General features: G+C 61.7%; 23 protein-coding genes. 17 read left to right on the top strand and 6 right to left on the bottom strand.

The genetic code is table 11. The annotated features are described in order from the left end of the window. Positions 1-17 precede the first annotated feature (17 nt). A complete protein-coding gene (locus LAB08_RS20610; RefSeq protein WP_096509968.1) occupies positions 18-1,364 on the bottom strand; it encodes an MFS transporter in 1,347 nt (448 codons plus the stop codon). Positions 1,365-1,643: 279 nt separating this feature from the next. Between LAB08_RS20610 and LAB08_RS20605 the strand changes: the two genes are divergently transcribed. Continuing rightward, on the top strand, positions 1,644-2,354 hold the full coding sequence (locus tag LAB08_RS20605; protein ID WP_096509969.1) for a FadR/GntR family transcriptional regulator: 711 nt from the start codon (positions 1,644-1,646) through the stop codon (positions 2,352-2,354). Between the two features lie 129 nt (positions 2,355-2,483). On the opposite strand, the gene LAB08_RS20600 is transcribed toward LAB08_RS20605, so the two are convergent. Continuing rightward, complete coding sequence (locus LAB08_RS20600) at positions 2,484-3,392, bottom strand: DMT family transporter (RefSeq protein WP_096509970.1); 909 nt, start codon at positions 3,390-3,392, stop codon at positions 2,484-2,486. A 98-nt stretch (positions 3,393-3,490) separates the two neighbouring features. On the opposite strand from LAB08_RS20600, the gene LAB08_RS20595 reads away from it, so the two are divergent. The 3 genes from LAB08_RS20595 to LAB08_RS20585 all read left to right on the top strand — a co-directional run bounded on the left by LAB08_RS20595 (position 3,491) and on the right by LAB08_RS20585 (position 7,330). Beyond that, complete coding sequence (locus LAB08_RS20595; RefSeq protein WP_096509971.1) at positions 3,491-4,354, top strand: LysR family transcriptional regulator; 864 nt, start codon at positions 3,491-3,493, stop codon at positions 4,352-4,354. Between the two features lie 194 nt (positions 4,355-4,548). Beyond that, the gene (locus tag LAB08_RS20590; protein ID WP_096509972.1) at positions 4,549-6,135 is read left to right on the top strand and encodes an MFS transporter; all 1,587 of its coding nucleotides are present in this window, start codon (positions 4,549-4,551) and stop codon (positions 6,133-6,135) included. A 133-nt stretch (positions 6,136-6,268) separates the two neighbouring features. After that, entirely contained in the window at positions 6,269-7,330 is a 1,062-nt protein-coding gene (locus LAB08_RS20585; protein ID WP_096509973.1) for an AI-2E family transporter, read from the top strand. Here LAB08_RS20585 and LAB08_RS20580 read toward each other — a convergent pair. The 3 genes from LAB08_RS20580 to LAB08_RS20570 form a co-directional block, all read right to left on the bottom strand. Next, positions 7,327-7,518 carry a hypothetical protein gene (locus tag LAB08_RS20580; protein WP_096509974.1) on the bottom strand — a complete coding sequence of 64 codons (192 nt, stop codon included), beginning with the start codon at positions 7,516-7,518 and terminating at the stop codon, positions 7,327-7,329. The genes LAB08_RS20585 and LAB08_RS20580 overlap by 4 nt on opposite strands. Positions 7,519-7,633: 115 nt before the next feature. Further along, positions 7,634-7,828, bottom strand: coding sequence for a hypothetical protein (locus tag LAB08_RS20575; RefSeq protein ID WP_096509975.1), 195 nt, complete (start codon positions 7,826-7,828; stop codon positions 7,634-7,636). A gap of 256 nt (positions 7,829-8,084) precedes the next feature. Beyond that, positions 8,085-8,444 (bottom strand): hypothetical protein, encoded by a 360-nt coding sequence (locus tag LAB08_RS20570; protein ID WP_096509976.1) that lies wholly within the window; start codon positions 8,442-8,444, stop codon positions 8,085-8,087. Positions 8,445-8,688: 244 nt separating this feature from the next. Here LAB08_RS20570 and LAB08_RS20565 point away from each other — a divergent pair, with 244 nt between their 5' ends. Together LAB08_RS20565 and LAB08_RS20560 are read left to right on the top strand one after the other, a co-directional pair. After that, positions 8,689-9,507 (top strand): shikimate 5-dehydrogenase, encoded by an 819-nt coding sequence (locus tag LAB08_RS20565; RefSeq protein ID WP_096509977.1) that lies wholly within the window; start codon positions 8,689-8,691, stop codon positions 9,505-9,507. Positions 9,508-9,720: 213 nt separating this feature from the next. Further along, entirely contained in the window at positions 9,721-10,239 is a 519-nt protein-coding gene (locus tag LAB08_RS20560) for a cupin domain-containing protein (RefSeq protein ID WP_096509978.1), read from the top strand. Positions 10,240-10,362: 123 nt separating this feature from the next. Here the strand turns inward: LAB08_RS20560 and LAB08_RS20555 are convergent, their stop codons facing one another. Then, positions 10,363-11,010 (bottom strand): YceH family protein, encoded by a 648-nt coding sequence (locus tag LAB08_RS20555; RefSeq protein WP_096509979.1) that lies wholly within the window; start codon positions 11,008-11,010, stop codon positions 10,363-10,365. A 300-nt stretch (positions 11,011-11,310) separates the two neighbouring features. Between LAB08_RS20555 and LAB08_RS20550 the strand changes: the two genes are divergently transcribed. From LAB08_RS20550 to LAB08_RS20500, 11 genes are all read left to right on the top strand, one after another. Further along, complete coding sequence (locus tag LAB08_RS20550) at positions 11,311-12,288, top strand: NAD-dependent epimerase/dehydratase family protein (RefSeq protein WP_096509980.1); 978 nt, start codon at positions 11,311-11,313, stop codon at positions 12,286-12,288. A gap of 46 nt (positions 12,289-12,334) precedes the next feature. Beyond that, the gene (locus tag LAB08_RS20545; protein WP_096509981.1) at positions 12,335-13,075 is read left to right on the top strand and encodes a glycosyltransferase family 2 protein; all 741 of its coding nucleotides are present in this window, start codon (positions 12,335-12,337) and stop codon (positions 13,073-13,075) included. Next, a complete protein-coding gene (locus tag LAB08_RS20540; RefSeq protein WP_096515267.1) occupies positions 13,075-13,353 on the top strand; it encodes a lipid-A-disaccharide synthase N-terminal domain-containing protein in 279 nt (92 codons plus the stop codon). The genes LAB08_RS20545 and LAB08_RS20540 overlap by 1 nt, the downstream gene beginning before the upstream one ends. 3 nt (positions 13,354-13,356) lie before the next feature. Beyond that, positions 13,357-14,865 carry an ArnT family glycosyltransferase gene (locus LAB08_RS20535; protein ID WP_096509982.1) on the top strand — a complete coding sequence of 503 codons (1,509 nt, stop codon included), beginning with the start codon at positions 13,357-13,359 and terminating at the stop codon, positions 14,863-14,865. A 124-nt stretch (positions 14,866-14,989) separates the two neighbouring features. Then, positions 14,990-16,408 (top strand): ArnT family glycosyltransferase, encoded by a 1,419-nt coding sequence (locus tag LAB08_RS20530; RefSeq protein WP_254007484.1) that lies wholly within the window; start codon positions 14,990-14,992, stop codon positions 16,406-16,408. Between the two features lie 149 nt (positions 16,409-16,557). Then, on the top strand, positions 16,558-17,730 hold the full coding sequence (locus LAB08_RS20525; protein ID WP_096509983.1) for an acyl-CoA dehydrogenase family protein: 1,173 nt from the start codon (positions 16,558-16,560) through the stop codon (positions 17,728-17,730). Next, positions 17,727-18,920, top strand: coding sequence for an acyl-CoA dehydrogenase family protein (locus LAB08_RS20520; protein ID WP_096509984.1), 1,194 nt, complete (start codon positions 17,727-17,729; stop codon positions 18,918-18,920). The genes LAB08_RS20525 and LAB08_RS20520 overlap by 4 nt, the downstream gene beginning before the upstream one ends. Before the next feature lie 14 nt (positions 18,921-18,934). Further along, complete coding sequence (locus LAB08_RS20515) at positions 18,935-19,717, top strand: SDR family oxidoreductase (RefSeq protein ID WP_096509985.1); 783 nt, start codon at positions 18,935-18,937, stop codon at positions 19,715-19,717. 2 nt (positions 19,718-19,719) lie between these two features. Then, positions 19,720-20,178 (top strand): MaoC family dehydratase, encoded by a 459-nt coding sequence (locus tag LAB08_RS20510; RefSeq protein WP_096509986.1) that lies wholly within the window; start codon positions 19,720-19,722, stop codon positions 20,176-20,178. 31 nt (positions 20,179-20,209) lie between these two features. Then, on the top strand, positions 20,210-21,412 hold the full coding sequence (locus LAB08_RS20505) for an acetyl-CoA C-acyltransferase (protein ID WP_096509987.1): 1,203 nt from the start codon (positions 20,210-20,212) through the stop codon (positions 21,410-21,412). After that, a complete protein-coding gene (locus tag LAB08_RS20500) occupies positions 21,413-21,838 on the top strand; it encodes a steroid Delta-isomerase (RefSeq protein ID WP_096509988.1) in 426 nt (141 codons plus the stop codon). The last annotated feature ends 236 nt before the right edge of the window (positions 21,839-22,074 follow it).

Raw genomic sequence — 22,074 nt, 5'->3', positions numbered from 1 at the left:
CTTCTCAAAAACAATATTCAGGCGGTATGGCTCGCGGGTTTGCCCGCGGCAATGACGGGGGCAGTCTTGGGTGTGTTGCGGGCGGCGAAAACGATGATCGCGGCGATGATCGAGGTTGCGGCCAGGCCGTACAGCCCACCCTGGATCGACCCGGTACGTTCTTCCAGCAGGCCGAACGTGGTCGGTGCGACGAAACCGCCGAGGTTGCCCACCGAGTTGATCAGCGCGATGACACCCGCGGCGATGCGTGCATCCAGATAGGCCTGGGGAATCGGCCAGAACAGCGACGACGCCGATTTGAAACCCAGCGCGGCAAAGCAGATCGCCACGAAGGCGAAGACCGGCCCGCCGGTGGTGGACATGAACATCCCGGCAGCGGCGATCAGCAGGGCGGCAGCGACCCAGGCTTGCTGGTGCTTCCATTTGGCCGACAGCGAAGCGAAGGCGTACATGCCGACAATCGACAGCAGCCACGGAATCGAGTTGAACATCCCGACCTGGAAGTCACTCAGGTCGCCCATCTTCTTGATGATGCTCGGCAGCCAGAAGGTCGCGGCGTAGATGGTCAGCTGGATGAAAAAGTAGATCACGCAGAAGAGGATGATCTGCCGGTCCTTGAGCAGTTTGCCCAGTGACGGTTTGACCGGCGTCGCGGCTTCGCGGGCCAGCTGTTCGTCGTCGATGGCCTTGACCAGTGCGTCCTGCTCGTCGCGGGTCAGCCATTTGGCGTCGTGGGGTTTGGAGTCCAGCCAGAACCAGACAAAGATGCACAGGCCCACCGAGAACATGCCTTCGATGAAGTACATCCATTGCCATCCGTGCATGCCCAGGCCGTTGATTTGCAGGAGCAGACCGGACAAGGGACCGGAGATCAGCGAGGCTATCGCCGAGCCGCTGAGGAAAATCGCAATCGCCTTGCCACGCTCCAAGCCGGGCAGCCAGCGGGTGAAGTAGTAGATCACCCCGGGAAAGAAACCGGCTTCAGCCACGCCCAGGAGAAATCGCAGGATGTAGAAGTGGGTTTCGTTCTGGATGAACGCCATGCCCGCGGCCACCAGGCCCCAGGTCAGCATGATGCGGGTCAGCCAGAGGCGTGCGCCGACTTTTTGCAGAAGGATGTTGGAGGGCACTTCGAACAGCGCGTATCCGATGAAGAACAGGCCGGCACCGAGGCCGTAGGCGGCAGCGCCGATGCCCAGGTCGTGTTCCATGTGGGCGCGGACGAAGCCGATGTTCACCCGGTCGATGTAGTTGACGATGAACATGATGACGAACAGCGGCAAGACGTGACGTTTGACTTTCGAGATCGCGGACTTCAAGACCGAATCGGTGCCGTTGTCCATTGCGGAAATGGATGTATTCACTGCGTTTTCTCCCACTCGTTATTTTTATGCGGGGTGTGACAGGTGTGACGTTGTTGCTAGACATCATACAACTACATTTTTTCGCTCCGCAACCGCTTGCACCCAACAAAATCGCCATTGCTCAGAGATTTGTTATTCTATTTTTGATTTTTTGTGGCTCCAAAGTGGGGTGGTGTGCAGTGTTTGTTGAGTGTTGTCATACAAGTTGAGTGAGTATTTTCGAGATTCCAGACAAGCGCGGTGCTACGATTCCGATAGCTCCGCCTTTGGATGATCGCCATGCAAGAAGACCTCGACGCACCTGCCCGCAAACGCAGCCACAATCTGGCCCACGATCTGGTGGCCAAGCTGACCCAGAGCATCCTGCTGGGGCAGATGCTGCCCGGCGACAAGCTGCCGTCGGAGAACACGATCGTTCAGGAGCACGGCGTGAGCCGCACCGTGGTGCGCGAGGCAATCTCCAAATTGCAGGCCTCGGGGTTGGTGGAAACCCGTCACGGCATTGGCACCTTTGTGCTGGAGCGCGCGCCGGAGCAGGGGTTGCGGCTGAATGTCGATACCGCGCTGGGGGTGCGCAGCATTCTGGAGTTGCGCATGGGCCTGGAAACCCAGGCGGCGGCGCTGGCGGCGATCCGTCGTACCGAGCGGCAATTGGCGCAGATGCGTGAAGCGCTCGACGATTATCAAAACCTGCTGGCCAACAACGACAGCTGCGTCGAGGCTGACCGGCGCTTTCATCTACTGATAGCCGAAGCCACCGGCAATGTGTGCTTCACCGAAATCATGCAGCACCTGGGCAGCGCCATGATTCCGCGCACTCGGGTCAACGCGGCCGAACGTGGCGCGGTGGATTTGAGCAAGCTGGGTCAGTTGGCCAATCTGGAACACGAGGCGATTCTCAACGCCATCAAGCGCCAGGACCCGGACGCGGCGCGGGCGGCGATGTGGCTGCATTTGACCAATAGTCGGGACCGGTTTTCACCCAGCTGATTGCGGCAACACCGCAAATCCCCCTGTGGGAGCGAGCCTGCTCGCGATGGCGGTGTGTCAGGCTGCTTCAATGTTGAATGTGCCGGCCTAATCGCGAGCAGGCTCGCTCCCACAAGGGATTTTCATTGTTCAGGCGCGCGCCACCTGAACCACCGGCCGCCGCTCCAGATTCAATGCCAGCACACTGATCAACACCACCATCGCGCCGACCGCCACCATCAAGGTCGGCTGCTCACCCAGCCCCACGGACGCAATCATCATCGCCACCGGCGGCACCAGGTACAGCGTCATCGTCGCCCGGCTCAGGTCCACATGGGCCAGCACATACGCCCACGCCAGATAAGCCAGGGCACTGGGGAAAATCCCCAGGGCAACCACCGCGAACTGCACGCGCAATGGGGCATTGGCGACTTGATCCACCAGCCCCGGCAGGAAAATCAGCAGCAACGCCGTCCCGGACCAGACCGTGTAGCACACCAGCGTCAGGCCGTCGTAACGCCCGGTGTGATGTTTTTGCAGGGCAAAGTAAAGGCTCCAGGACAGCGCCGCCAACAGGATCAACACGCCATGGGTGTCGATGCTGTCCAGGCCATGATCGCCCGCCACCACAATCACCACGCCGATCAATCCCAGGATCACGCAACCCCAGCGCCACAGGCTTACCCGGTCCTTGAACACAAAACGCGCCAGCAAGGTGCTGAACAATGGCGTCGACTGCGCCAGCACACTCGACGCACCGGCACTGACACCCTGTTGGCCGACATTGATTGCCACGTGATGCAGGCTCACTGCGAAGAAACCTAGCGCCATCAGCAGTGGCATGTCGCGAAGGTTGGGCAGGCGAATGCCCCTGATCACCGCGACCACCGCCATGAACAGCGACGCCAGCAGAAAGCGCAACAACGCCAGGTGCACAGGGTCGTAGGCCTGCAAGCCGATGTGGATGCCGGTCGGGGAATATCCCCAGCAGACCACGACAAAGGCCATGGCCAGGAAGATTTTCAAGGAAGAGGCGGGGGAGGGCGTGAGTACATTCATGGTCGTGCACCGAGAGGCAGGTGCAGTGAGTATCAGAACCCTGATCGCTCGCTACAACTGACTTATACTGCGCAAACCGTTCACTTTGAGTGATGTATATGGAGCTGGCACAGATCCGCATGTTCAAGACCGTGGCCGAGGTTGGCAGCATTGCCCGTGCGGCCGAGTTGCTGCATTGCGTACCGTCGAACATCACCGCCCGGATCAAGGCGCTCGAAGCGGAGTTGGGGGTCGCGCTTTTTCTGCGTGAGGGGCGCGGCCTGCGCATCAGTCCGTCGGGCCAGACCTTTTTGGCCTACGCCTCGAAAATTCTCGCGCTGACCGCCGAAGCCAAGCGCGCGGTGGATCCCTCCGCCGAACCGTCCGGATCGTTGCGCATTGGTGCCATCGAGTCTTCGGCGACCGGTCGCCTGCCGCGCTTGCTGGCGAAATTCCACAAGCGCTTCCCAGCGGTGGCGCTGGAGCTGACCACCGGCACCTGGGGCCAGTTGCTGGATGACACGCTGAGCCATCGGCTCGACGGCGCCATCGTCGCGGTGGATGTCGAGCGCTCCCACCTCAAGCGCACACCGATGTACCGCGAAGACCTGCTGCTGATTGCCTCGACGTCACTGGGGCCGGTGCGCGACATGGCGGATTTGCACGACAAAACCGTGTTCATGTGGCCCCAGGGCTGTCCGTATCGGGCGGCGCTGGAGCATTGGCTGTTGCGCCACGGCCAGGCGCTGCCGATTGTCAGCCTGGCCAGTTATGGTGCGATTGTCGGATGCGTCAGCGCCGGGGCCGGCGTGGCACTGGTGCCCAAGGGTGTGTTCGATCAATACGCCAAGGGGGCGGGGTGCGTGGGGTATGAGTTCCCGGAACTGACGGCCATCGACAACCTGTTCTACTGGCATGAAAACGCCGGGGTGCACCCGGCGCGGGAGGCGTTTGTGGCGATGTTGCGCGAAGAGTTCGCCTGAGCACGAAATACCCTGTAGGAGCTGGCTTGCCAGCGAAGACGGCCTCAACGGCAATGCCTATCTGAAGGACCTCATCGCTGGCAAGCCAGCTCCTACAGATCTGCGGGACGATCACCTGCCGCTGTGGCAACGACGGTCGGTGCCGATTTCGTCTATACCTGATCTTCAGATCCCCCTCGAAGGCTGGTTCTGACATGGCTTTACCCGCCGCCTCACCCTGGAGCCCGTTGCGTCAGAAAACCTTCCGCTGGCTGTGGCTGGCCAGTGTCGCCTCCAACATCGGCACCTGGATGCACGAAGTGGGGGCCGGCTGGCTGATGACCTCGCTGTCGGCCAGCCCAATGAACGTGGCGCTGGTGCAGGTGGCCGGTTCCCTGCCGATGTTTTTCCTGGCGCTCCCGGCCGGCGCCCTGGCCGACATCGTCGACAAGCGCCGCTACCTGCTTGGCGTACAACTCTGGATGGCTGCGGTGGCCGCGCTGCTCGCAGTGCTCACCCTGCTCGGGCTGACCACTGTGTGGCTGCTGCTGGCGCTGACGCTGTGCATGGGCATCGGCACTGCGCTGATGATGCCGGCCTGGAGCGCGACCACGCCGGAACTGGTGGGCAAGGACGAGCTTGCGGCGGCCGTGGCGCTGTCCAGCGTCGGCATCAACCTCGCGCGGGCGGTGGGGCCGGCCATTGCCGGGATGCTGGTCAGCCTGGTCGGCCCCTGGCTGACCTTCGCCCTCAATGCCGCCTCGTTCTTCGCCGTGATTGGTGTGCTTGCAGCCTGGAAGCGTGAGACCAGCCCGGCGGTGTTGCCGGCGGAGCGGCTGTTCGGCGCTTTGCGCGCCGGCTGGCGCTACAGTCGCAGTTCCCGACCGCTGCAGGCAGTGCTCGTACGCGCGTTCTCGTTCTTCCTCGGTGCCAGCGCCGGCATGTCGCTGCTACCGCTGATCGTACGTGGAGAAATGCACGGCAGCGCCACCGACTTCGGCCTACTGCTGGGCAGTGTCGGCGTTGGTGCCGTGGTCGGTGCCGCACTCCTGCCTCGCTTGCGCGAGCGGCTGGGCAGTGACCGTCTGGTGGTGCTGTCCAGCGCGCTTTACGCGCTGGTGCTGGTGGCCCTGGCGCTGCTGCGCCAGCTTTACGTGCTGGTCCCGGTGATGCTGCTCAGCGGCGCGGCCTGGATCGCCGTGCTGTCGAGCCTGCAGGTGGCGGCGCAAACTTCGGTGCCGGGCTGGGTGCGGGCGCGGGCGCTGGCGGTCTATATCCTGGTGTTCTTCGGCAGCATGGCCGGCGGCGGAGTCCTTTGGGGCCTGGTGGCCAGCCGCACGTCTATTCCCGTCGCGCTGCTGGGAGCCAGCGTCTTGCTGTTGCTGGGATTGCCCGCGGCCCTGCGCTTTCGCCTGCCGGTTACCGCGGCGGAAGACCTGGCGCCCTCGCTGCACTGGCCGGCACCCATCCTGGCTGAAGGCATGGACCGGGAGCGCGGCCCGGTGATGGTCACTCTGGAATACGACATCGAGCCCGCCCAGGCGCCGGACTTCCAGGTCGCAATGGTGCACGTGCATGGGATGCGTCGGCGCAACGGGGCGATTTCCTGGTATCTGGTGCAGGACAGCGAGAATCCGCGTCAGTGGCTGGAGTGTTTCGTCGACGAGTCCTGGCTGGAGCACCTGCGCCACCACCAGCGGGTCACGCGTGGTGAGTTGCGTATCGAAGCGGCAGCCCGGCAGTACCAGACCAGCGGAGTGGAGATCCGCATCCGTCACTACCTGCAGGGGGCCGCACACTGAAGGCATCTTGCCCCGGAGGGTTTATTGATCGGGATCTATGCTTGGTGAACATCCCGATGGCACTCGCGCGAGCCGTTGTGGCCTAAGCATCAGGACGTACCTTCGCGTCCCGGCGCATCGGCATGGATCAGACATGAACGAAGAGACACTGCACGACAAATCGCTGACGGTCCTGCTGGGGCTTGTGAGCATCGCGTTCATCTGGATCCTGCTGCCGTTTTACGGTGCGGTGTTCTGGGCGGTCATCCTCGGCATCCTCTTTGCGCCGCTGCAGCGCCGATTGCAATTGAAGTTCGGCTGGCAACGCAACATCACGTCGCTGCTCACCTTGAGCATCTGCCTGGTGATTGCGATCCTGCCGGTGATAGTCCTCGGCATCTTTCTGGTCCAGGAGGGCGCGACGCTCTACAAAAGCATCGAAAGCGGGGAACTGGACATTGCCGGGTACGTGACCCATTTCAAACACAGCCTGCCGCCGTACTTTCAGCACTTGCTCGATCGGTTCGGGGTTGGCGAGCTGAATGGGTTGCGGGAGAAAATCATCAAGAGTGCGGTGTCGGGCAATGAGTTTGTCGCCACACAGGTCTTCAGTTTCGGTCAGGGCACTTTCGATTTCGTGGTGAGTTTCTTCATCATGCTCTACCTGCTGTTCTTCTTTCTGCGGGACGGCGCCGAACTGGCGCGTAAAGTCCGCTCCGCCGTACCGTTGCAGGAACACCAGAAACGCCGTTTGCAGCTCAAATTCAATCGCGTGGTGCGGGCCACCGTGAAGGGCAACCTGCTGGTAGCGATCACGCAAGGCGCGTTGGGCGGTTTGATTTTCTGGTTTCTGGACATACCGAGCGTGTTGCTCTGGGCAGTATTGATGGCGTTTCTATCGTTGTTGCCGGCGGTGGGGGCGGGGATTGTCTGGGCGCCGGTGGCGGTGTTTTTCCTGTTCACCGGGGCGATCTGGCAGGGCGTAGTGCTGGGGTTGTTCGGGATTTTCGTGATCGGCCTGGTGGATAACGTATTGCGACCGATCCTGGTGGGCAAGGATACGAAGATGCCGGACTATCTGATCCTGATCTCGACCCTGGGCGGCCTGGCGATCTTTGGCCTCAATGGCTTCGTCATCGGGCCGTTGATTGCGGCCCTGTTCATGTCGAGCTGGGATATTTTCCTCGAAACCAAACCGCGGGTTCAGCTGCCTTAGGCATTGAGTTTGCCCGTCTGGCCCAAGCTGACACGCTGTGACATTGCCTGGGCGGCCGGCAGCGAGGTGAGCGGACCGCTGATCGGCTCGCCGTCGAGCACCAGATACCAGCAGGCAAGCAGGCCCGACGCTCTGAGCGGTGCGGGAACGGCGCTGCCGATAACGGACATGATCTGGACTTGAGACATCAAAGGTACCTCCATCAATCTATGGAGCTACCTTACGGGGCCGGCGATTTTTCCGACAATCACCCTTTTCGATAGTGCTCATTGACGCCGTTGAGGCCAAGTGACCATCTGTCGCTCAGTCGACCACCTGATCGAGCATATGGACCACTTCCTGCTCGTTGAGCAGGCCTTTGCGCACCAGGTTTTGCGTCAGCAGCGAGAGGAACTTGGCGCTGCGATGACCTTCAAGGTGCCTGAGTTCGGTCAGGGCGTTGTACACCTTGCTGGAGGTGCATAAACCGACGATACGGTGCGGGTTTTGCGTGGGCATGAGGGGCGTCCTTGTTGTTATCAACCTGTTGTTGGCGGACAGGTTCAAGCTTGCGGCTCTGACATGACATAAATATGACGGTTTTCCCCAAAGGGGCGGGGCGAGTCAATCTTGCCCGCTTGAGCCGCCGATAGTGTCCCGATAGCGACACTGACGAGATTTATCCAGACGTGGGCCGACGAACGGCAACCCCTACAGGGGATCAAAACCCGGGCATAAAAAAGCCCCGCGCTTTCGGGCGGGGCCTGATGAACTGTTACCAGCGACCGTAACCGTGGGGATGGCCGTAGTAATAACCACGGGGTGGCCCGTAGTAGACCGGTGCCGGACGGTAGTAGATCGGTTGTTGTACGTACACCGGCGCCGGCTGGTAATAAACCGGAGGGGGCGGTGCGTAGTAGACCGGCGCAGGCTGGGCATAGACCGGTTGGGCATAGACCGGTTGTGGCGCGACATACACCGGCCGGTTGGCGTTGATCAGGGCCGAGCCGACGATGGCCGTACCGACGATCGTGCCAAATACCGCCGCGTCATTACCACCACCATGGGCTTGCGCCTGCCCCGCGACAGCCAGGGCGCCAATCAGCAAGGCAACTGTGGGGATTTTACGGTTCATGATAATTCCTCGGTTCTTCGACCCGGCGCTTGTGTCTGCGATAGACCCAAGGATCGTCGCGGGGATACAACTAAGACAGCGTTTTTTCGAAAATCAGCACAGCCGTTGGGTAAATTTTGTGTAAGGTCTGTACCGGCTTGCTTACGGTCGCTTGAAACCGCGTGCAGGCACGCCACCATGATCGATCAGAACACGATGGCCGGCTAATCCCGTCCATCTGAAAGTGCATTGCAAGGAGATTCGCATGCAGATGAACCCGAACAAAGACACCCAGCTGTGCATGTCCCTCTCCGGGCGGCCAGGGAACTTTGGCCTGCGATTTCACAATCATCTGTATGAACAGTTGGGGCTGAATTTCTACTACAAGGCCTTCAGCAGCCAGGACTTGCCGGGTGCGGTGGGCGGCATTCGTGCCTTGGGCATTCGCGGTTGTGGCGTGTCCATGCCGTTCAAGGAAGCCTGCATTGCCCTGGTCGATGAGCTGGACGCCTCGGCCGCCGCCATCCAGTCGATCAACACCATCGTCAACACCAAGGGCCACCTCAAGGCTTACAACACCGATTACATCGCGATTGCCCAGTTGTTGGGCACCCACGCAGTGCCCAAGGACACCACCTTTGCCCTGCGCGGCAGCGGTGGCATGGCCAAGGCCGTGGCCAGCGCCTTGCGCGATGGTGGTTACAGGAACGGCCTGATCGTGGCCCGCAACGAGCAGGCCGGCCGCGCCCTGGCCGAATCCCTGGATTACCCATGGCAAGCCGAACTGGGCTCGCGGCGCCCGCAAATGCTGATCAACGTCACCCCGGTCGGCATGACCGGCGGGCCGGAAGCCGACCAATTGGCGTTCGATGCCGATGCGATTGTGGCTGCGGACATCGTCTTCGATGTGGTGGCGATTCCCTCGGAAACGCCGCTGATCGTGCGCGGTCGTGCCGAGGGCAAGCAAGTGATCACCGGACTGGAAGTGATTGCGATCCAGGCGCTGGAGCAGTTTGTGCTTTATACCGGTGTGCGGCCGACGCCGGAGCAGTTCCAGAAAGCGGTAGAGTTTGCCCGGGGTTGATCCCAGGTTTTGTTTGCCGACTGTACTGGCCTCTTCGCGAGCAGGCTCGCTCCCACATTCGACCGGTTTCCTCCAGATGAAATGCGGTCAAGTGTAGGAGCGAGCCTGCTCGCGAAGGAGGCAGCCCGGTCTTGCAGATAAACCTCTATCTATACTGCTGGCCGGCAAGCAAAGATTTGCCCTCCTGCAACCGGCACCGTGACCGAGGTTTCCATGCATCCCGCGATTCTCAACCTGGATCAGGCCGAACTCCTGCCGCTGCCCGAAGCGTTTGCCCCCACCGGTGAAGCCGCCGGTCGCTATCGACAGCGCCAGGCACGCATTGGCCAGCAACTGGGCGCGCAAAAGCTCGGTTATCGTTTGTATGCGCTGGAGCCCGGCATGCGTGGCAGCCCGTTTCACAGCCATCGGGTCAACGAAGAAATGTTCTATATCGTGGCTGGGGAAGGGGAAGTGCGACTGGGGGCCGAGCGCTTTGCGATCCGTGCCGGTGACGTGATTGCCTGCCCGCCGGGCGGCCCGGAGTCGGCGCACCAGATCATCAACACCAGCGATGCCGAATTACGTTACCTGGCAGTCAGTACCCAGCAATCACCGGACATCTGTGAATACCCGGACTCCGGAAAGTATGCGGTGATGGATGACTTCAAGGTTGATGTCGAGGGCAACGCCTCGGGATTCGTCGCCGTGGCCCGGCAGGCGGATGGGGTGGATTACTGGGACGGGGAGTAAGGGACATTACAACACCAATGTGGGAGCCTGCTCGCGAAGGCGGCGGCGCATCCAGCATCAGTGTCACTGGACGACCGCTTTCGCGAGCAGGCTCGCTCCCACATTGGATTTGAGTTATCGGTTTTACTCCAACCGCGCCAACCGCTCTTCCAGCGCCGCAATTCGCGCTTCAAGCTCTTCGATCCGCTCGACCGAAACGCCGCTGCCGCCACTGCGTTCGACCGGGTTCTGCCGCGCGGCGAGGATCGCTTCGATGTCTGCCGGATCGCCCATGGCGTGCATGTAGCGGTCTTCCCGCTGCCCGGCCTGGCGCGGGATCAACAGTGCCAGGTCGCGGGCGATCAGGCGCTCCAGTTGATGAACGACCTGCTCGGTATCTTCGAAGTCATGCATGCGCCCGCTGCGGGTCAGCAGTTCATTGACGGTTTGCGGGCCGCGCAGGTACAGCAGCCCCATCAGAACCACCTGGGCCGGCACCAGCTCCAGGGCCTTGTCGACCTTGTGTTCCCAGCGATCTGCGCGGCTGCCCATCACCAATTTGGTGAAACCGCGTCCTTCGAGGGCGCGCAGGCTATGGCCGACCTGACCCTGGGTCAGGTTCATCACCGGTTCGCGGCTGGTTTTCTGATTGCAGGCAATTACCAGGGCATTGAGGGTCAGGGGATAGGTTTCCGGGCTGGTGGCCTGTTTCTCGATCAACGAACCCAAAATGCGAATTTCCGTGCTGTTGAGGCGCGGTTCGTCAAAAGTTGTCGCTTGCTCGGTGCTCATGGTTCTGCATCCTTACCCGGTTCATGTATTCTTTGCGTCAATGCACTTTAGATGGGCGTGCGTCGATGGCAACACAAATCGTTGTTTCATCCGGGCGGAAACACGAAACCTGAATGAAATGTTAACGGCATTTTTACAATCTGCCGGGCACCGTATGCGTCGCTGCGCACGGCAGTCTGGCATGATTGGGTGCCGCGTGCTGTTGCACATCGACAACGTCATCGATTTTTCAAGAGATATGGAGCCAAGCATGAGATTGACGTTGTTTTTCACCCGGCACAACGTGTTGACCGACGGGTCATGACCATTCTGGTCACCGGCGTCGCCGGTTTCATAGGCTTTCATACCGCCCGGCGCTTGTGCCTGGACGGTCATGAGGTGGTCGGCATCGACAACCTCAACGATTACTATGACGTCACGCTCAAGCAGGCGCGACTCAAGGAACTGGAGGCCTTGCCGGGCTTCAGTTTCCGGAAAATGGACATCGTCGACAAACCGGCGTTGCTGGCCTTGTTCGAAGAGCAGCGGTTTACCGAAGTGGTGCACCTGGCTGCCCAGGCCGGCGTGCGTTATTCGCTGGACAACCCGGATGTCTACACTCAATCCAACCTGGTGGGCTTCGTCAATGTCCTGGAAGCCTGCCGGCACCATCGTCCGGAGCATTTGATCTACGCCTCGAGCAGCTCGGTGTACGGCAGCAACAGCAAGCTTCCGTTCAGCGTCGAAGACGCCGTCGATCACCCGGTTTCGTTGTACGCGGCCAGCAAGCGCGCCAATGAACTGCTGGCCGACAGTTATTGCCATCTGTATGGCATCAAGTCCAGTGGTCTGCGCTTCTTTACCGTGTACGGGCCCTGGGGCCGGCCTGACATGGCGCTGTTCAAGTTCACCAAGGCCATCCTTAAAGACCAGCCCATCGATGTCTACAATCAGGGCGAGATGGCGCGGGATTTCACCTACATCGACGACATCGTCGAAAGTATCGCCCGTCTGCGTACCCGTCCGCCGGTGCCGTCCGCACCGGACAAGGGCGTCAATCGCCTGTTCAACATCGGTCGCGGCCAGCCCGTGGCGCTGATGGATTTCATTGAATGCCTGGAATTGGCATTGGACACACCGGCCAAGCGCAATTACATGCCGCTGCAGGCCGGGGATGTAGTCAAGACCTGGGCCGACATCTCGGCCCTGACAGAGTGGATCGATTTCAGTCCGCAGGTGGCCGTTGCCACCGGCGTGAAGGAGTTTGTGAAGTGGTATCGGCAGTTTTATCAGATATGAAGCGTTCACCTCTGATAACAGAAAATGAAAAAAAAGAGGGGACTCTATGAGCCAGGACATTTTTGTATCGGTATTGATTCCAGCCAAGAACGAAGCGAACAACCTCAAGCCCTTGCTTGAGGAAGTTCGCGCGGCCCTGGTTGATGAATCCTATGAAATCATCGTGGTCGACGATGGCAGCACCGACGCCACCTTGCACGAGTTGCGGCAGCTCAAGCACGACGGCCTGAGTACCCTGCGCATCCTGCGGCACGAGCAGTCGCTGGGGCAAAGCACGTCGCTGTACCACGCGGCGCAAGAGGCCCGTGGGCAATGGCTGGCCACGCTCGATGGCGACGGCCAGAACGACCCGGCGGACATCCCCGGCATGCTGGCGCTGGTGCAGGGCAAGCAGGGCATGGTCGATGTACAGCTGGTCGCCGGGCACCGGGTCAACCGCCGCGATACCGCCAGCAAGCGCTGGGCCTCGCGTTTTGCCAACAACCTGCGTCGCCGCCTGCTCAAGGACTCCACCCCGGACACCGGCTGCGGATTGAAGCTGATCGAGCGGGCGGCGTTTCTGCGCCTGCCGTATTTCGACCATATGCACCGCTACATTCCGGCGCTGATCCAGCGCCACAATGGCCGAATGATCGTCCATCCGGTCAACCACCGGCCACGCACGGCCGGGGTGTCCAAGTACGGCAACATCGACCGCGCCCTGGTGGGCATTCTCGACCTGATCGGCGTCTGGTGGCTGATCAAGCGCACGCGCCTGAATACCACTGCCCAAGAGATCGAAGGATGATAACCATGACCCGTGAAACCCTGTGGCTGGTCATCGGCTTCGTTGGCCAGATCGCGTTCACCGGCCGTTTTGTCTTGCAGTGGCTGTACAGCGAATACAAGAAGCGCAGCGTGATTCCCACCAGTTTCTGGTACTTGAGCATCGTCGGCAGCACCTTGCTGCTGGCGTATGCCATCTACCGGCAGGACCCGGTGTTCATTGCCGGTCAGGCCTTTGGTTCGATCGTGTACCTGCGCAACCTGCAATTGATTGCCAAAAGCAAACACCTCAAGGAATAAGTCATGCGCCGATCGTTATCGCCCAGGATCGAATGCCTGGGCCTGATGCTGCTCGCCTTGCTGTTGGTCGGCGCCGGCCTGGGGCTGCGTCAGGCACAGAACGTCGATGAGGAACGTTTCCTCGGCGTGGCCCTGGAAATGTTGCATCACGGCTCCTGGCTGATTCCGCACCGTGCGGGTGAGATCTACGGCGACAAGCCGCCGATTTTCATGTGGACGGTGGCGTTTTTCGCCTGGCTCACTGGCAAGCCCAACCTGGCCCTTTATATTCCGGGGTTGCTTTCGGCGGTGTCGGTCACGGCGATGGTCTACGACCTGGGGCGCCGGTTGTGGAACCAGCGCATCGGGCGTAATGCCGCGCTGTTGTTCCTGGCTACCTATCAGACCTACAGCATCCTGCGCACCGGTCAGATCGACAGCTTCCTGGTGCTGTTCACCACGCTGGGCCTGTACGGTCTGGCGCGTCACTTGTTGCTCGGCCCCGCGTGGCGCTGGTTCTACATAGGCTGCGCGGCCATGGGCATCGGGGTGATTACCAAAGGCGTGGGCTTTTTGCCGGCGCTGCTGCTGATTCCGTATGGCTACGCGGTGCGCAAGCGCTGGACTGGTGTGGTGGCGATGCCGGGCGAGGCGCGCAAGTGGCTGCTGGGGTTGCTGGTGATGCTGGCGGCAATTGCTGTCTGGTTGCTGCCACTGGCCTTGACCATCGTGTTCAATGGCACGGCTGACGAAGTCGCCTACGCCCGGGAAATCCTCCTGCGCCAGACGGCCGGGCGCTACGCCGCCTCGTGGGATCACCGCGAACCGTTCTGGTACTTCTTCACCAACGTCATCCCGCAATACTGGCTGCCGCTGGTCCTGGCGCTGCCTTGGCTGGTACCGGCCTGGCGCCGGCAACTGCAAAAGCGCGACGGCCGCGTGCTGGTGCTGCTCGGCTGGGTCGCGCTGGTGGTGCTGTTCTTCTGCATCAGTGCCGGCAAGCGCAAGTTGTACATCTACCCGGCGCTGCCGGGGTTGGTGCTGGCGGCCGCGCCACTGATGCCGTGGCTGCTGGGACGCTGGTTCAAGCAACGCCCACGCTTGCGCCGGGTATTCCCGGTACTGGTCGCATGCTGGTTCGCGCTGTGGTTCGCCCGTGGTTTCATCGAACCGATCAAGGAAGGCGACAATCCCCACGAAGCAATCATGGCGCAGGCCAATACCATGACGCACGGCGCGGACCTGGTGCTGGTCAACTGGCGTGAGGGGCACTGGCTGTTGGCCCGTCAGCCGATCGTGCATTTCGGCATGGCTGATTCGACGGTCGAGCAAGCGGCGAAATGGCTGCGCGAGAATCCCAAGGCCTATGCCCTGGTCCCGGACGAGTTGCTGGGCAAGTGTTTCAAACCCGAGGCCGCCCATGAATTGGGCGAAACATCCCGTGCCGAATGGTCGATCGTCGGCGCCGATGCCGATAACGGCCAATGCCATCCGGGGCAGCCTGGACATGTGTATCGTTTTAGTTGGGATTGAGAGAACCCATGAGTAAAGCAAGGAAAGCAGGATTACTCGAGTTGTACATCATCGGTGAGCCCGATCTGTTCTTCGGGCTCGCTAAAACGAAGAGTTCTCAGGTATTGCGTGGGGAGAAATCCTGATGAGGTTAATCCTGAGTTCTTTGTCGTTGCGCACTGTCGCCTTGCTCGCCGCCGTAGCCATTGCGTTGCTGTTTTTCTGGGGACTGGGCAGTGTGCCATTCCTCAGTGTCAACGAGGCCCGCAGAGCCGTCACCGTACGGGAAATGCGTGAGGCGGGGAGCTGGCTGCTGCCCTACATGAACGGCGACTTGTACCTGTCCAAGCCGCCGTTTTTCTATTGGGCGGGCCTGGTTTCAACAGCGGTGCTGGGCAGTTTGTCCGAATGGAGCGTCCGCTTGCCGTCGGCGCTGGCCGCGACGGTGTGCTGCATCGGCACCTATCTGTACGGCGTCAGGCAGGCCGGACGCCAGGCCGGTTTGTTCGCGGTGGTGTTTCTGGCCGCGAACGGGGCCTTCAGCCTGTTCGCCCGTCGCTCGGAAATCGAGATGCTGCTGACCTTGCTGTGTTTCGGCGCGTTGTTGGCGGCCTGGCACTTCATTTTCCAGCAGGGCCGTGCCATTTGGAGCCGACTCAGCTATGTGCTTTTAGGCTGTGCACTGCTGACCAAGGGCCCCGTCTGCCTGTTGTGGGTGACGGCGCCGATCCTGGCTTACGCCCTGATCTATCGCGATGCCCGGGCCAAGGCCTATCTGTGCGACGGCTGGGGCTGGCTGATTGCTTTGGTGCTGGGCGGCTCCTGGTATGTGGCAGTGTCCATGAACCAGGGATGGGGCATCTGGGCATCGATCGTCAACGAAGACATCGTGAAGAAGATCGACGGTCAAGGTGCCGAGGCCTGGTACGCCTATCTGTTGTACCTGGCCGGTGATTTCTTTCCGTTCTGGCTGATCGTGTTTGTTCAGCCCCGGCGCTTCTGGGCAATGATCCGCGCGCGCCGCGAGGCCGCCATGCTGCTGTGTTGCAGCCTGCTGCCGCTGCTGGTCTTTTCCTGTTTCACCGAGAAGCACGGCAAGTATCTGCTGCCGATTTACCCTTCCATGGCATTGCTGCTGGCGATGCATTGGGCCGCGGTGTTCGACACCGCGAAGGGGCGCTGGCGGGCATGCCTGGCCACGGTTCCTTACGTGATGCTGGCCGGGTTTGTGGTGTTTTACATGTTCGTCGAAGCCCGGGTGTTGTCGCATCGGGTCGGTGGCCTTGAGCAGGTCGCCACGCTGGCCGCCGGGCAACCGGGCCAGAAAGCCTACAGCGTTGGTGAGCCGGATATCCGCCTGGTCTACTACATGGGCCGGCCGGTGACGACGCTGACAGTTGCGCAGTTGCAAGGCGCCAACCGTCCAGTGGGGCTGCTGTTCGCCCAGGAGCCCCTTGAACCGGAACTGCGGGGCCTGGCAGCGTGCAAGGTCGGGGAAGTCGAACCCTATCTGAAACCGGACCACGCAGCGCTGCTCGTCCACCTCGCAGCCGATTGCCGCTGATCGGCTCCCTTCGCAAAACCATCACCGCGACATCGCCCGTTCGGACTAGGCAGGGCTAACGATTCTGCCGCGTTCGGCGGACGCCAAACTCGAAGCTCAAAGGGGTGTTGCGCCATGCGCGCCCCGCTTAACGAGCAGAAGGCGCCGCGATGGAGTTTGCATTCAGCGACGAACAGGAAATGATCCGCGCATCGGCCGAGGGTTTTCTCGCCGATGTGTCGGACTCTGCCGCCGTGCGAGCGGCAATGGTCAGCGAGCGAGGTTTCGACGAGGCTCTCTGGCAGCGGCTGTGCCGCGAGATGTACTGGCCGGCGATCCATATTCCGGAAGCGTACGGCGGGCTTGGCCTGGGCTTCGTCGAACTGGCGATTTTGCTGGAACAGATGGGCCGTCGCCTGCTGTGCTCACCGTTTTTCGCCACCGCCTGCATGGCCACGCCTGCGTTGTTGCTGGCGGCCAACGAGGAACAGAAGCAACGCTGGTTGCCGTCGATCGCCGACGGCAGCCTCACCGCGACCCTGGCCTTCAGCAGCGCGAATGGCTGGTCGGCGCAGGATATCCAGTCAACCGTGGTTGCCGAGGGTGACGGGTTCGTACTCGACGGTACCCTCAAGCATGTCCTCGACGGCCATGGCGCCGACCTCCTGATCGTTGCCGCGCGATCGCCCGGAACGGCCGGCGAGTCGGGTATCAGCCTGTTCGCCGTGGACGCGAAGCGCGCCGGGATCGAGCGGCAGATGTTGCCGACCATGGACCAGACCCGGCGCCAGGCCCGGATCCAGCTCAAGAACCTGTATCTCGACGCCGACTGCCTGCTTGGCGAGTTCGGTGCCGGCTGGCCTGCGCTGGAGAAAACCCTGCAATTGGCCTGCATCGGCCTGGCCGCCGAACAGACGGGTGGTGCCCAGCAGGTGCTCGACCTGAGCGTTGCCTACATGCAGGAGCGCCAGCAGTTCGGCCGTCCCATTGCCAGTTTCCAGGCCCTCAAACACCGTGCCGCCGACATGATGCTGCAAGTCGAATGCGCCCGTTCGGCCAGTTATTACGCGGCATGCGTGGCCCAGGAAGTCCTCGACCCGTCGGGCGACCCGCAGGTGGCCGCCGAACTTCCGCTGGCGGCGGCGCTGGCCAAGGCACAGTGCTCTGAAACCTGTTTCCACTGCGCATCCGAATCGATCCAGTTGCACGGCGGCGTCGGTTTCACCTGGGAATACGACCCGCACCTCTATTTCAAGCGCGCCCGCGCCAGCGAGAGCTTTCTCGGGCGACCGGCCTGGCATCGCGAGCGGATTGCCACAGTGATTCTCGGGGAGCAGCCATGAAGATCAGTTTCAGTGAGCAGGACGAGGGTTTCCGTCGGGAAGTGGCCGACTGGTTGGGCGCCAACCTTTGCGGTGAATTCGAGCCCCTGCGCTTTCGCGGCGGGCCGGGCGATGAGCACATGTTTCCCGAGGAACGCAAAGCCTGGGAGCGCAAACTGGCCCAGGGTGGCTGGACATGCGTCGGCTGGGCGCCGGAACACGGCGGACGCGGCCTGTCGATCAGTCAGCAAGTGATTTTCCACGAAGAGTACGCCCGCGCCGGCGGTCCCGGACGCATGGGCCATATCGGCGAAGGCCTGGCCGGTCCGACCATCGCCGCGTTCGGCACTGCCGAGCAACATCGGCGCTTTCTGCCGGGCATCGTCAGCGGCACCGAGTTCTGGTGCCAGGGCTATTCCGAGCCGGGCGCCGGGTCGGATCTGGCCAACGTCAAGACCCGCGCCACGCTGGACGAAACCAGCGGTAGCTGGGTGATCAACGGGCAAAAGGTCTGGACCTCGCTGGCCCATGAATCGGACTGGTGCTTCGTGATCGCCCGTACCGAGCCCGGCAGCGTGGGCCATCGCGGCTTGTCGTTCCTGCTGGTGCCGATGGATCAGGCAGGAGTCACCGTACGGCCGATCGAGCAATTGACCGGCACCTCGGAATTCAACGAAGTGTTCTTCGACGACGCCCGAACCGACGCCGCCAACATCATTGGCGAACCGGGGGAGGGCTGGAAGATTGCGATGGCGCTGCTCGGGTTCGAGCGTGGTGTCTCGACGCTTGGCCAGCAGATGCAGTTCCAGAACGAACTCAACGAAATCATCGCCATCGCCAAGGCCAACGGTGCCGCGCGCGATCCGGTGATGCGCCAGCGTCTGGCCGACGCCTGGAGCGGGCTGCGGATCATGCGCTACAACTCGCTGCGCATGCTTTCCGGTGCGCAGGACGGGTCGCTGCGCAAGGAGGCGACCATCTACAAGCTGTTCTGGTCGACCTGGCACGCCAGCCTCGGCAAGTTGGCGATGGACGTGCTCGGCGCCGAAGCCGAATTGCTCGAAGCCGCGCCGTATCAACTCACCCGCTTGCAGTCGCTGTACCTGTTCAGTCGCGCCGACACCCTCTACGGCGGCAGCAACGAAATCCAGCGCAACATCATCGCCGAGCGCGCCTTGGGAATGCCCAAGGAACCGCGTCCGCGCACCTGATCAAGGAGTTTTGCATGTCTGTTCCTCACTATGTTGCAGGTCACGGCCTGCTGCGCGGCAAGTCGGTATTGATCACCGCGGCGGCGGGCGCCGGCATCGGTTTTTCCGCCGCCGTGCGTGCGGCCGAGGAAGGTTGCCGCGCCTTGATGATCAGCGATATCCATGAAGGCCGGCTGGCCGAAGCGGTGTCGAAGATCCGCCAGACCACCGGTCTTGAACAGGTTTTCAGCCAGGTCTGTAACGTCGCTGACGAAACCCAGGTGCAGCAACTGATCGCCGGCGCCGAGCGGGATCTGCAGGGCGTCGATGTACTGATCAATAACGCCGGGCTCGGCGGTTCACGGCTGCTGGTGGAGATGTCCGACGATGAGTGGAACCGGGTCCTCGATGTGACGCTGACCGGCACCATGCGCATGACCCGCGCCATGCTGCCGAAGATGATCGCGCGGCGGGCCGGGGTCATCGTCAATAACGCTTCGGTGTTGGGCTGGCGGGCGCAGAAAGAACAGGCGCATTACGCCGCCGCCAAGGCCGGGGTCATGGCGCTGACCCGTTGCGCGGCGGTGGAGGCCGCTGAACATGGCATCCGCATCAACGCGGTCAGTCCGAGCATTGCCTTGCACGATTTCCTGCGCAAATCCGCACCCCAGGCGGTGCTTGATCAGCTCGCCGCCAACGAAGCCTTCGGCCGCGCCGCCGAGGTCTGGGAAGTGGCCAACGTGATGATGTTCCTGGCCAGCGATTACAGCTCCTACATGACCGGCGAAGTGTTGTCGGTGTCCAGCCAGAGGGCTTGAACATGCCACGTATATTCGACACGCCCCTGGCCTTGTCCGACGCCGTGGGCGAGGCCCTGGGCGTCAGTGACTGGCTGCTTCTGGAGCAGGAACGCATCGACCGGTTCGCCGAGGCCACGGGCGATCACCAATGGATTCACGTCGATCCGGTCAAGGCTGCCAGCGGACCCTTTGGCACCTGCATTGCCCACGGCTACCTGAGCCTGTCCCTGGTCAACCTGTTTCTTCCGCAGATCGTCGAGGTGCGCGGCCTGGCCATGGGCGTCAATTACGGCTGCGAGCGGGTGCGTTTTCCCGCCGTGGTCCGCGTCGGCTCGCGAGTACGGGGCAGCGCGCAATTGGTCGCGGTCGAGGCAGTGAAGGGCGGCGTTCAGGCGACCATCCGCGTCAGCGTCGAGATCGAGGGCGAGGAACGCCCCGGTTGCGTGGTCGACACCATCAGCCGCTATTACCCCGCCTGAGTCAGTCAGCAGTATTCCCGAGGAATTGAGCATGAAAGAAGCCGTCATCGTTTCGACCGCCCGCACGCCCATCGGCAAGGCCTTTCGCGGCGCGTTCAATGACACCGAAGCGCCGCAACTGGGTGGCCACGTGGTGCGCGAAGCCGTTCGCCGCGCCGGCATCGAGCCGGGGGAAGTCGACGATGTGATCATCGGTGCCGCTGCGCAACAGGGCACCCAGTCCTACAATCTTGGGCGCCTGTGCGCGATTGCCGGCGGCTTGCCGGCTTCCGTCGCCGGGATGGCGGTCGAGCGCCAATGCTCGTCGGGGTTGATGAGCATTGCCATGGCCGCCAAAGGCATCATGTGCGACGAAATCGATATCGCCGTGGCCGGTGGCCTGGAGTCGATTTCCCTGGTGCAGAACAAACACAAGAACCTGTATCGCAACCAGTCCGGCGCGGTGATCGAACTCGATCCGCACGCTTATATACCGATGATCGAAACCGCCGAGATCGTCTCCGCACGTTACGGCATTTCCCGTGAAGAGCAGGACGAATACAGCTACCAGAGCCAGATGCGCACCGCCCTGGCCCAGAGTGCCGGACGCTTTGACCGTGAACTGGCACCGCTGGCCAGCCGCAAGGCCATCGTCGACAAGGCCACGGGCGAAACCCGTTTTGAAACCGTGACCTTGCTGCGCGACGAGTGCAACCGCATCGACACCACCCGAGAAAGCCTGAATGCGCTCGAGCCGGTATGGCCGGGTGGCCAGTGGAGCGACAAGGGCCGCTTCATCACCGCCGGCAACGCCTCGCAACTGTCCGACGGCGCTTCGGCCTCGGTGTTGATGAGCGCGAAAATGGCGGAAAAACGTGGCCTGGAACCGCTGGGGATTTATCGCGGCATGGCGGTTGCGGGCTGCAATTCGGACGAGATGGGCATTGGCCCGATCTATGCGATTCCGAAGCTGCTCAAGCGCCATGGCCTGACCATGGACCATATCGGTCTTTGGGAGCTGAACGAAGCATTCGCCTGCCAGGTACTGTACTGCCGCGACACCCTGGGTATTCCCGCCGACCGCTTGAACGTCAACGGCGGGGCGATTTCCATTGGGCATCCTTTCGGGATGTCCGGTGCGCGAATGGTCGGGCACGCATTGGTCGAGGGCCAGCGCCGCGGTTTGCGTTACGTGGTGGTGAGCATGTGCATCGGTGGCGGCATGGGCGCTGCTGCATTGTTCGAGGTGGTCTGAATGATCGGTGCACAACAGATTCAGGCGATCATGGCGCGCTATGTGGAGTTGGTGGATGCCGGTGATATCGACGAAATCATTGCGCTCTACAGCCAGGACGCGGTGGTCGAAGACCCTGTGGGTCAAACCCCGTTGCGGGGCATCGTCGCCATTGAACGCTTCTACCGTGAAGGGCTGGGCACCGGCAAAGTATCGGCGACGCTGACGGGGCCGGTGCGTGCAACCCTCAACGGTTGCGGTGCAATGCCGTTTCGGGTCGACATGGAGTGGGCAGGGCAGCCGTGTTCGCTGCACGTGATCGACGTGATGGAGTTCGATGCCGACGGCAAGATCCGCTCGATGAAGGCCTTCTGGAGCGAAATCAACCTCTGTAGGAGCGAGCCTGAACGCGAAGGGGCCGGCACATCCAATAGTGATGTCGACTGACACACCACTTTCGCGAGCAGGCTCGCTCCCACAAGGTTAACCATCGACTCCAATTTCCATGGTCGACGCAAATCCACTGTAGGAGCGAGCCTGCTCGCGAAGAGGCCGGCACATTCAATAGTGATGTCGGCTGACCCACCGCCATCGCGAGCAGGCTCGCTCCCACAAGGTTAAGCCTTGATTCCAGTTTCAATGGTCGACGCAAATCCACTGTAGGAGCGAGCCTGCTCGCGAAG

Source organism: Pseudomonas izuensis (assembly GCF_002356535.2).
Classification (GTDB): Bacteria; Pseudomonadota; Gammaproteobacteria; order Pseudomonadales; family Pseudomonadaceae; genus Aquipseudomonas; species Aquipseudomonas izuensis.
Note: the sequence above shows the minus strand (reverse complement) of the source record. Positions and strands in the feature narration are given on the sequence as shown.

Excerpts from the sequence above, each read along its gene's own strand:
- LAB08_RS20590 (WP_096509972.1), top strand. The coding sequence starts at position 4,549 with ATGGCTTTACCCGCCGCCTCACCCTGGAGCCCGTTGCGTCAGAAAACC.
- LAB08_RS20530 (WP_254007484.1), top strand. The coding sequence starts at position 14,990 with ATGAGGTTAATCCTGAGTTCTTTGTCGTTGCGCACTGTCGCCTTGCTC.
- LAB08_RS20500 (WP_096509988.1), top strand. The coding sequence starts at position 21,413 with ATGATCGGTGCACAACAGATTCAGGCGATCATGGCGCGCTATGTGGAG.
- LAB08_RS20570 (WP_096509976.1), bottom strand. The coding sequence starts at position 8,444 with ATGAACCGTAAAATCCCCACAGTTGCCTTGCTGATTGGCGCCCTGGCT.
- LAB08_RS20595 (WP_096509971.1), top strand. The coding sequence starts at position 3,491 with ATGGAGCTGGCACAGATCCGCATGTTCAAGACCGTGGCCGAGGTTGGC.
- LAB08_RS20585 (WP_096509973.1), top strand. The coding sequence starts at position 6,269 with ATGAACGAAGAGACACTGCACGACAAATCGCTGACGGTCCTGCTGGGG.
- LAB08_RS20565 (WP_096509977.1), top strand. The coding sequence starts at position 8,689 with ATGCAGATGAACCCGAACAAAGACACCCAGCTGTGCATGTCCCTCTCC.
- LAB08_RS20520 (WP_096509984.1), top strand. The coding sequence starts at position 17,727 with ATGAAGATCAGTTTCAGTGAGCAGGACGAGGGTTTCCGTCGGGAAGTG.
- LAB08_RS20510 (WP_096509986.1), top strand. The coding sequence starts at position 19,720 with ATGCCACGTATATTCGACACGCCCCTGGCCTTGTCCGACGCCGTGGGC.
- LAB08_RS20505 (WP_096509987.1), top strand. The coding sequence starts at position 20,210 with ATGAAAGAAGCCGTCATCGTTTCGACCGCCCGCACGCCCATCGGCAAG.
- LAB08_RS20580 (WP_096509974.1), bottom strand. The coding sequence starts at position 7,518 with ATGTCTCAAGTCCAGATCATGTCCGTTATCGGCAGCGCCGTTCCCGCA.
- LAB08_RS20560 (WP_096509978.1), top strand. The coding sequence starts at position 9,721 with ATGCATCCCGCGATTCTCAACCTGGATCAGGCCGAACTCCTGCCGCTG.
- LAB08_RS20535 (WP_096509982.1), top strand. The coding sequence starts at position 13,357 with ATGCGCCGATCGTTATCGCCCAGGATCGAATGCCTGGGCCTGATGCTG.
- LAB08_RS20600 (WP_096509970.1), bottom strand. The coding sequence starts at position 3,392 with ATGAATGTACTCACGCCCTCCCCCGCCTCTTCCTTGAAAATCTTCCTG.
- LAB08_RS20550 (WP_096509980.1), top strand. The coding sequence starts at position 11,311 with ATGACCATTCTGGTCACCGGCGTCGCCGGTTTCATAGGCTTTCATACC.
- LAB08_RS20605 (WP_096509969.1), top strand. The coding sequence starts at position 1,644 with ATGCAAGAAGACCTCGACGCACCTGCCCGCAAACGCAGCCACAATCTG.
- LAB08_RS20575 (WP_096509975.1), bottom strand. The coding sequence starts at position 7,828 with ATGCCCACGCAAAACCCGCACCGTATCGTCGGTTTATGCACCTCCAGC.
- LAB08_RS20545 (WP_096509981.1), top strand. The coding sequence starts at position 12,335 with ATGAGCCAGGACATTTTTGTATCGGTATTGATTCCAGCCAAGAACGAA.
- LAB08_RS20525 (WP_096509983.1), top strand. The coding sequence starts at position 16,558 with ATGGAGTTTGCATTCAGCGACGAACAGGAAATGATCCGCGCATCGGCC.
- LAB08_RS20555 (WP_096509979.1), bottom strand. The coding sequence starts at position 11,010 with ATGAGCACCGAGCAAGCGACAACTTTTGACGAACCGCGCCTCAACAGC.
- LAB08_RS20515 (WP_096509985.1), top strand. The coding sequence starts at position 18,935 with ATGTCTGTTCCTCACTATGTTGCAGGTCACGGCCTGCTGCGCGGCAAG.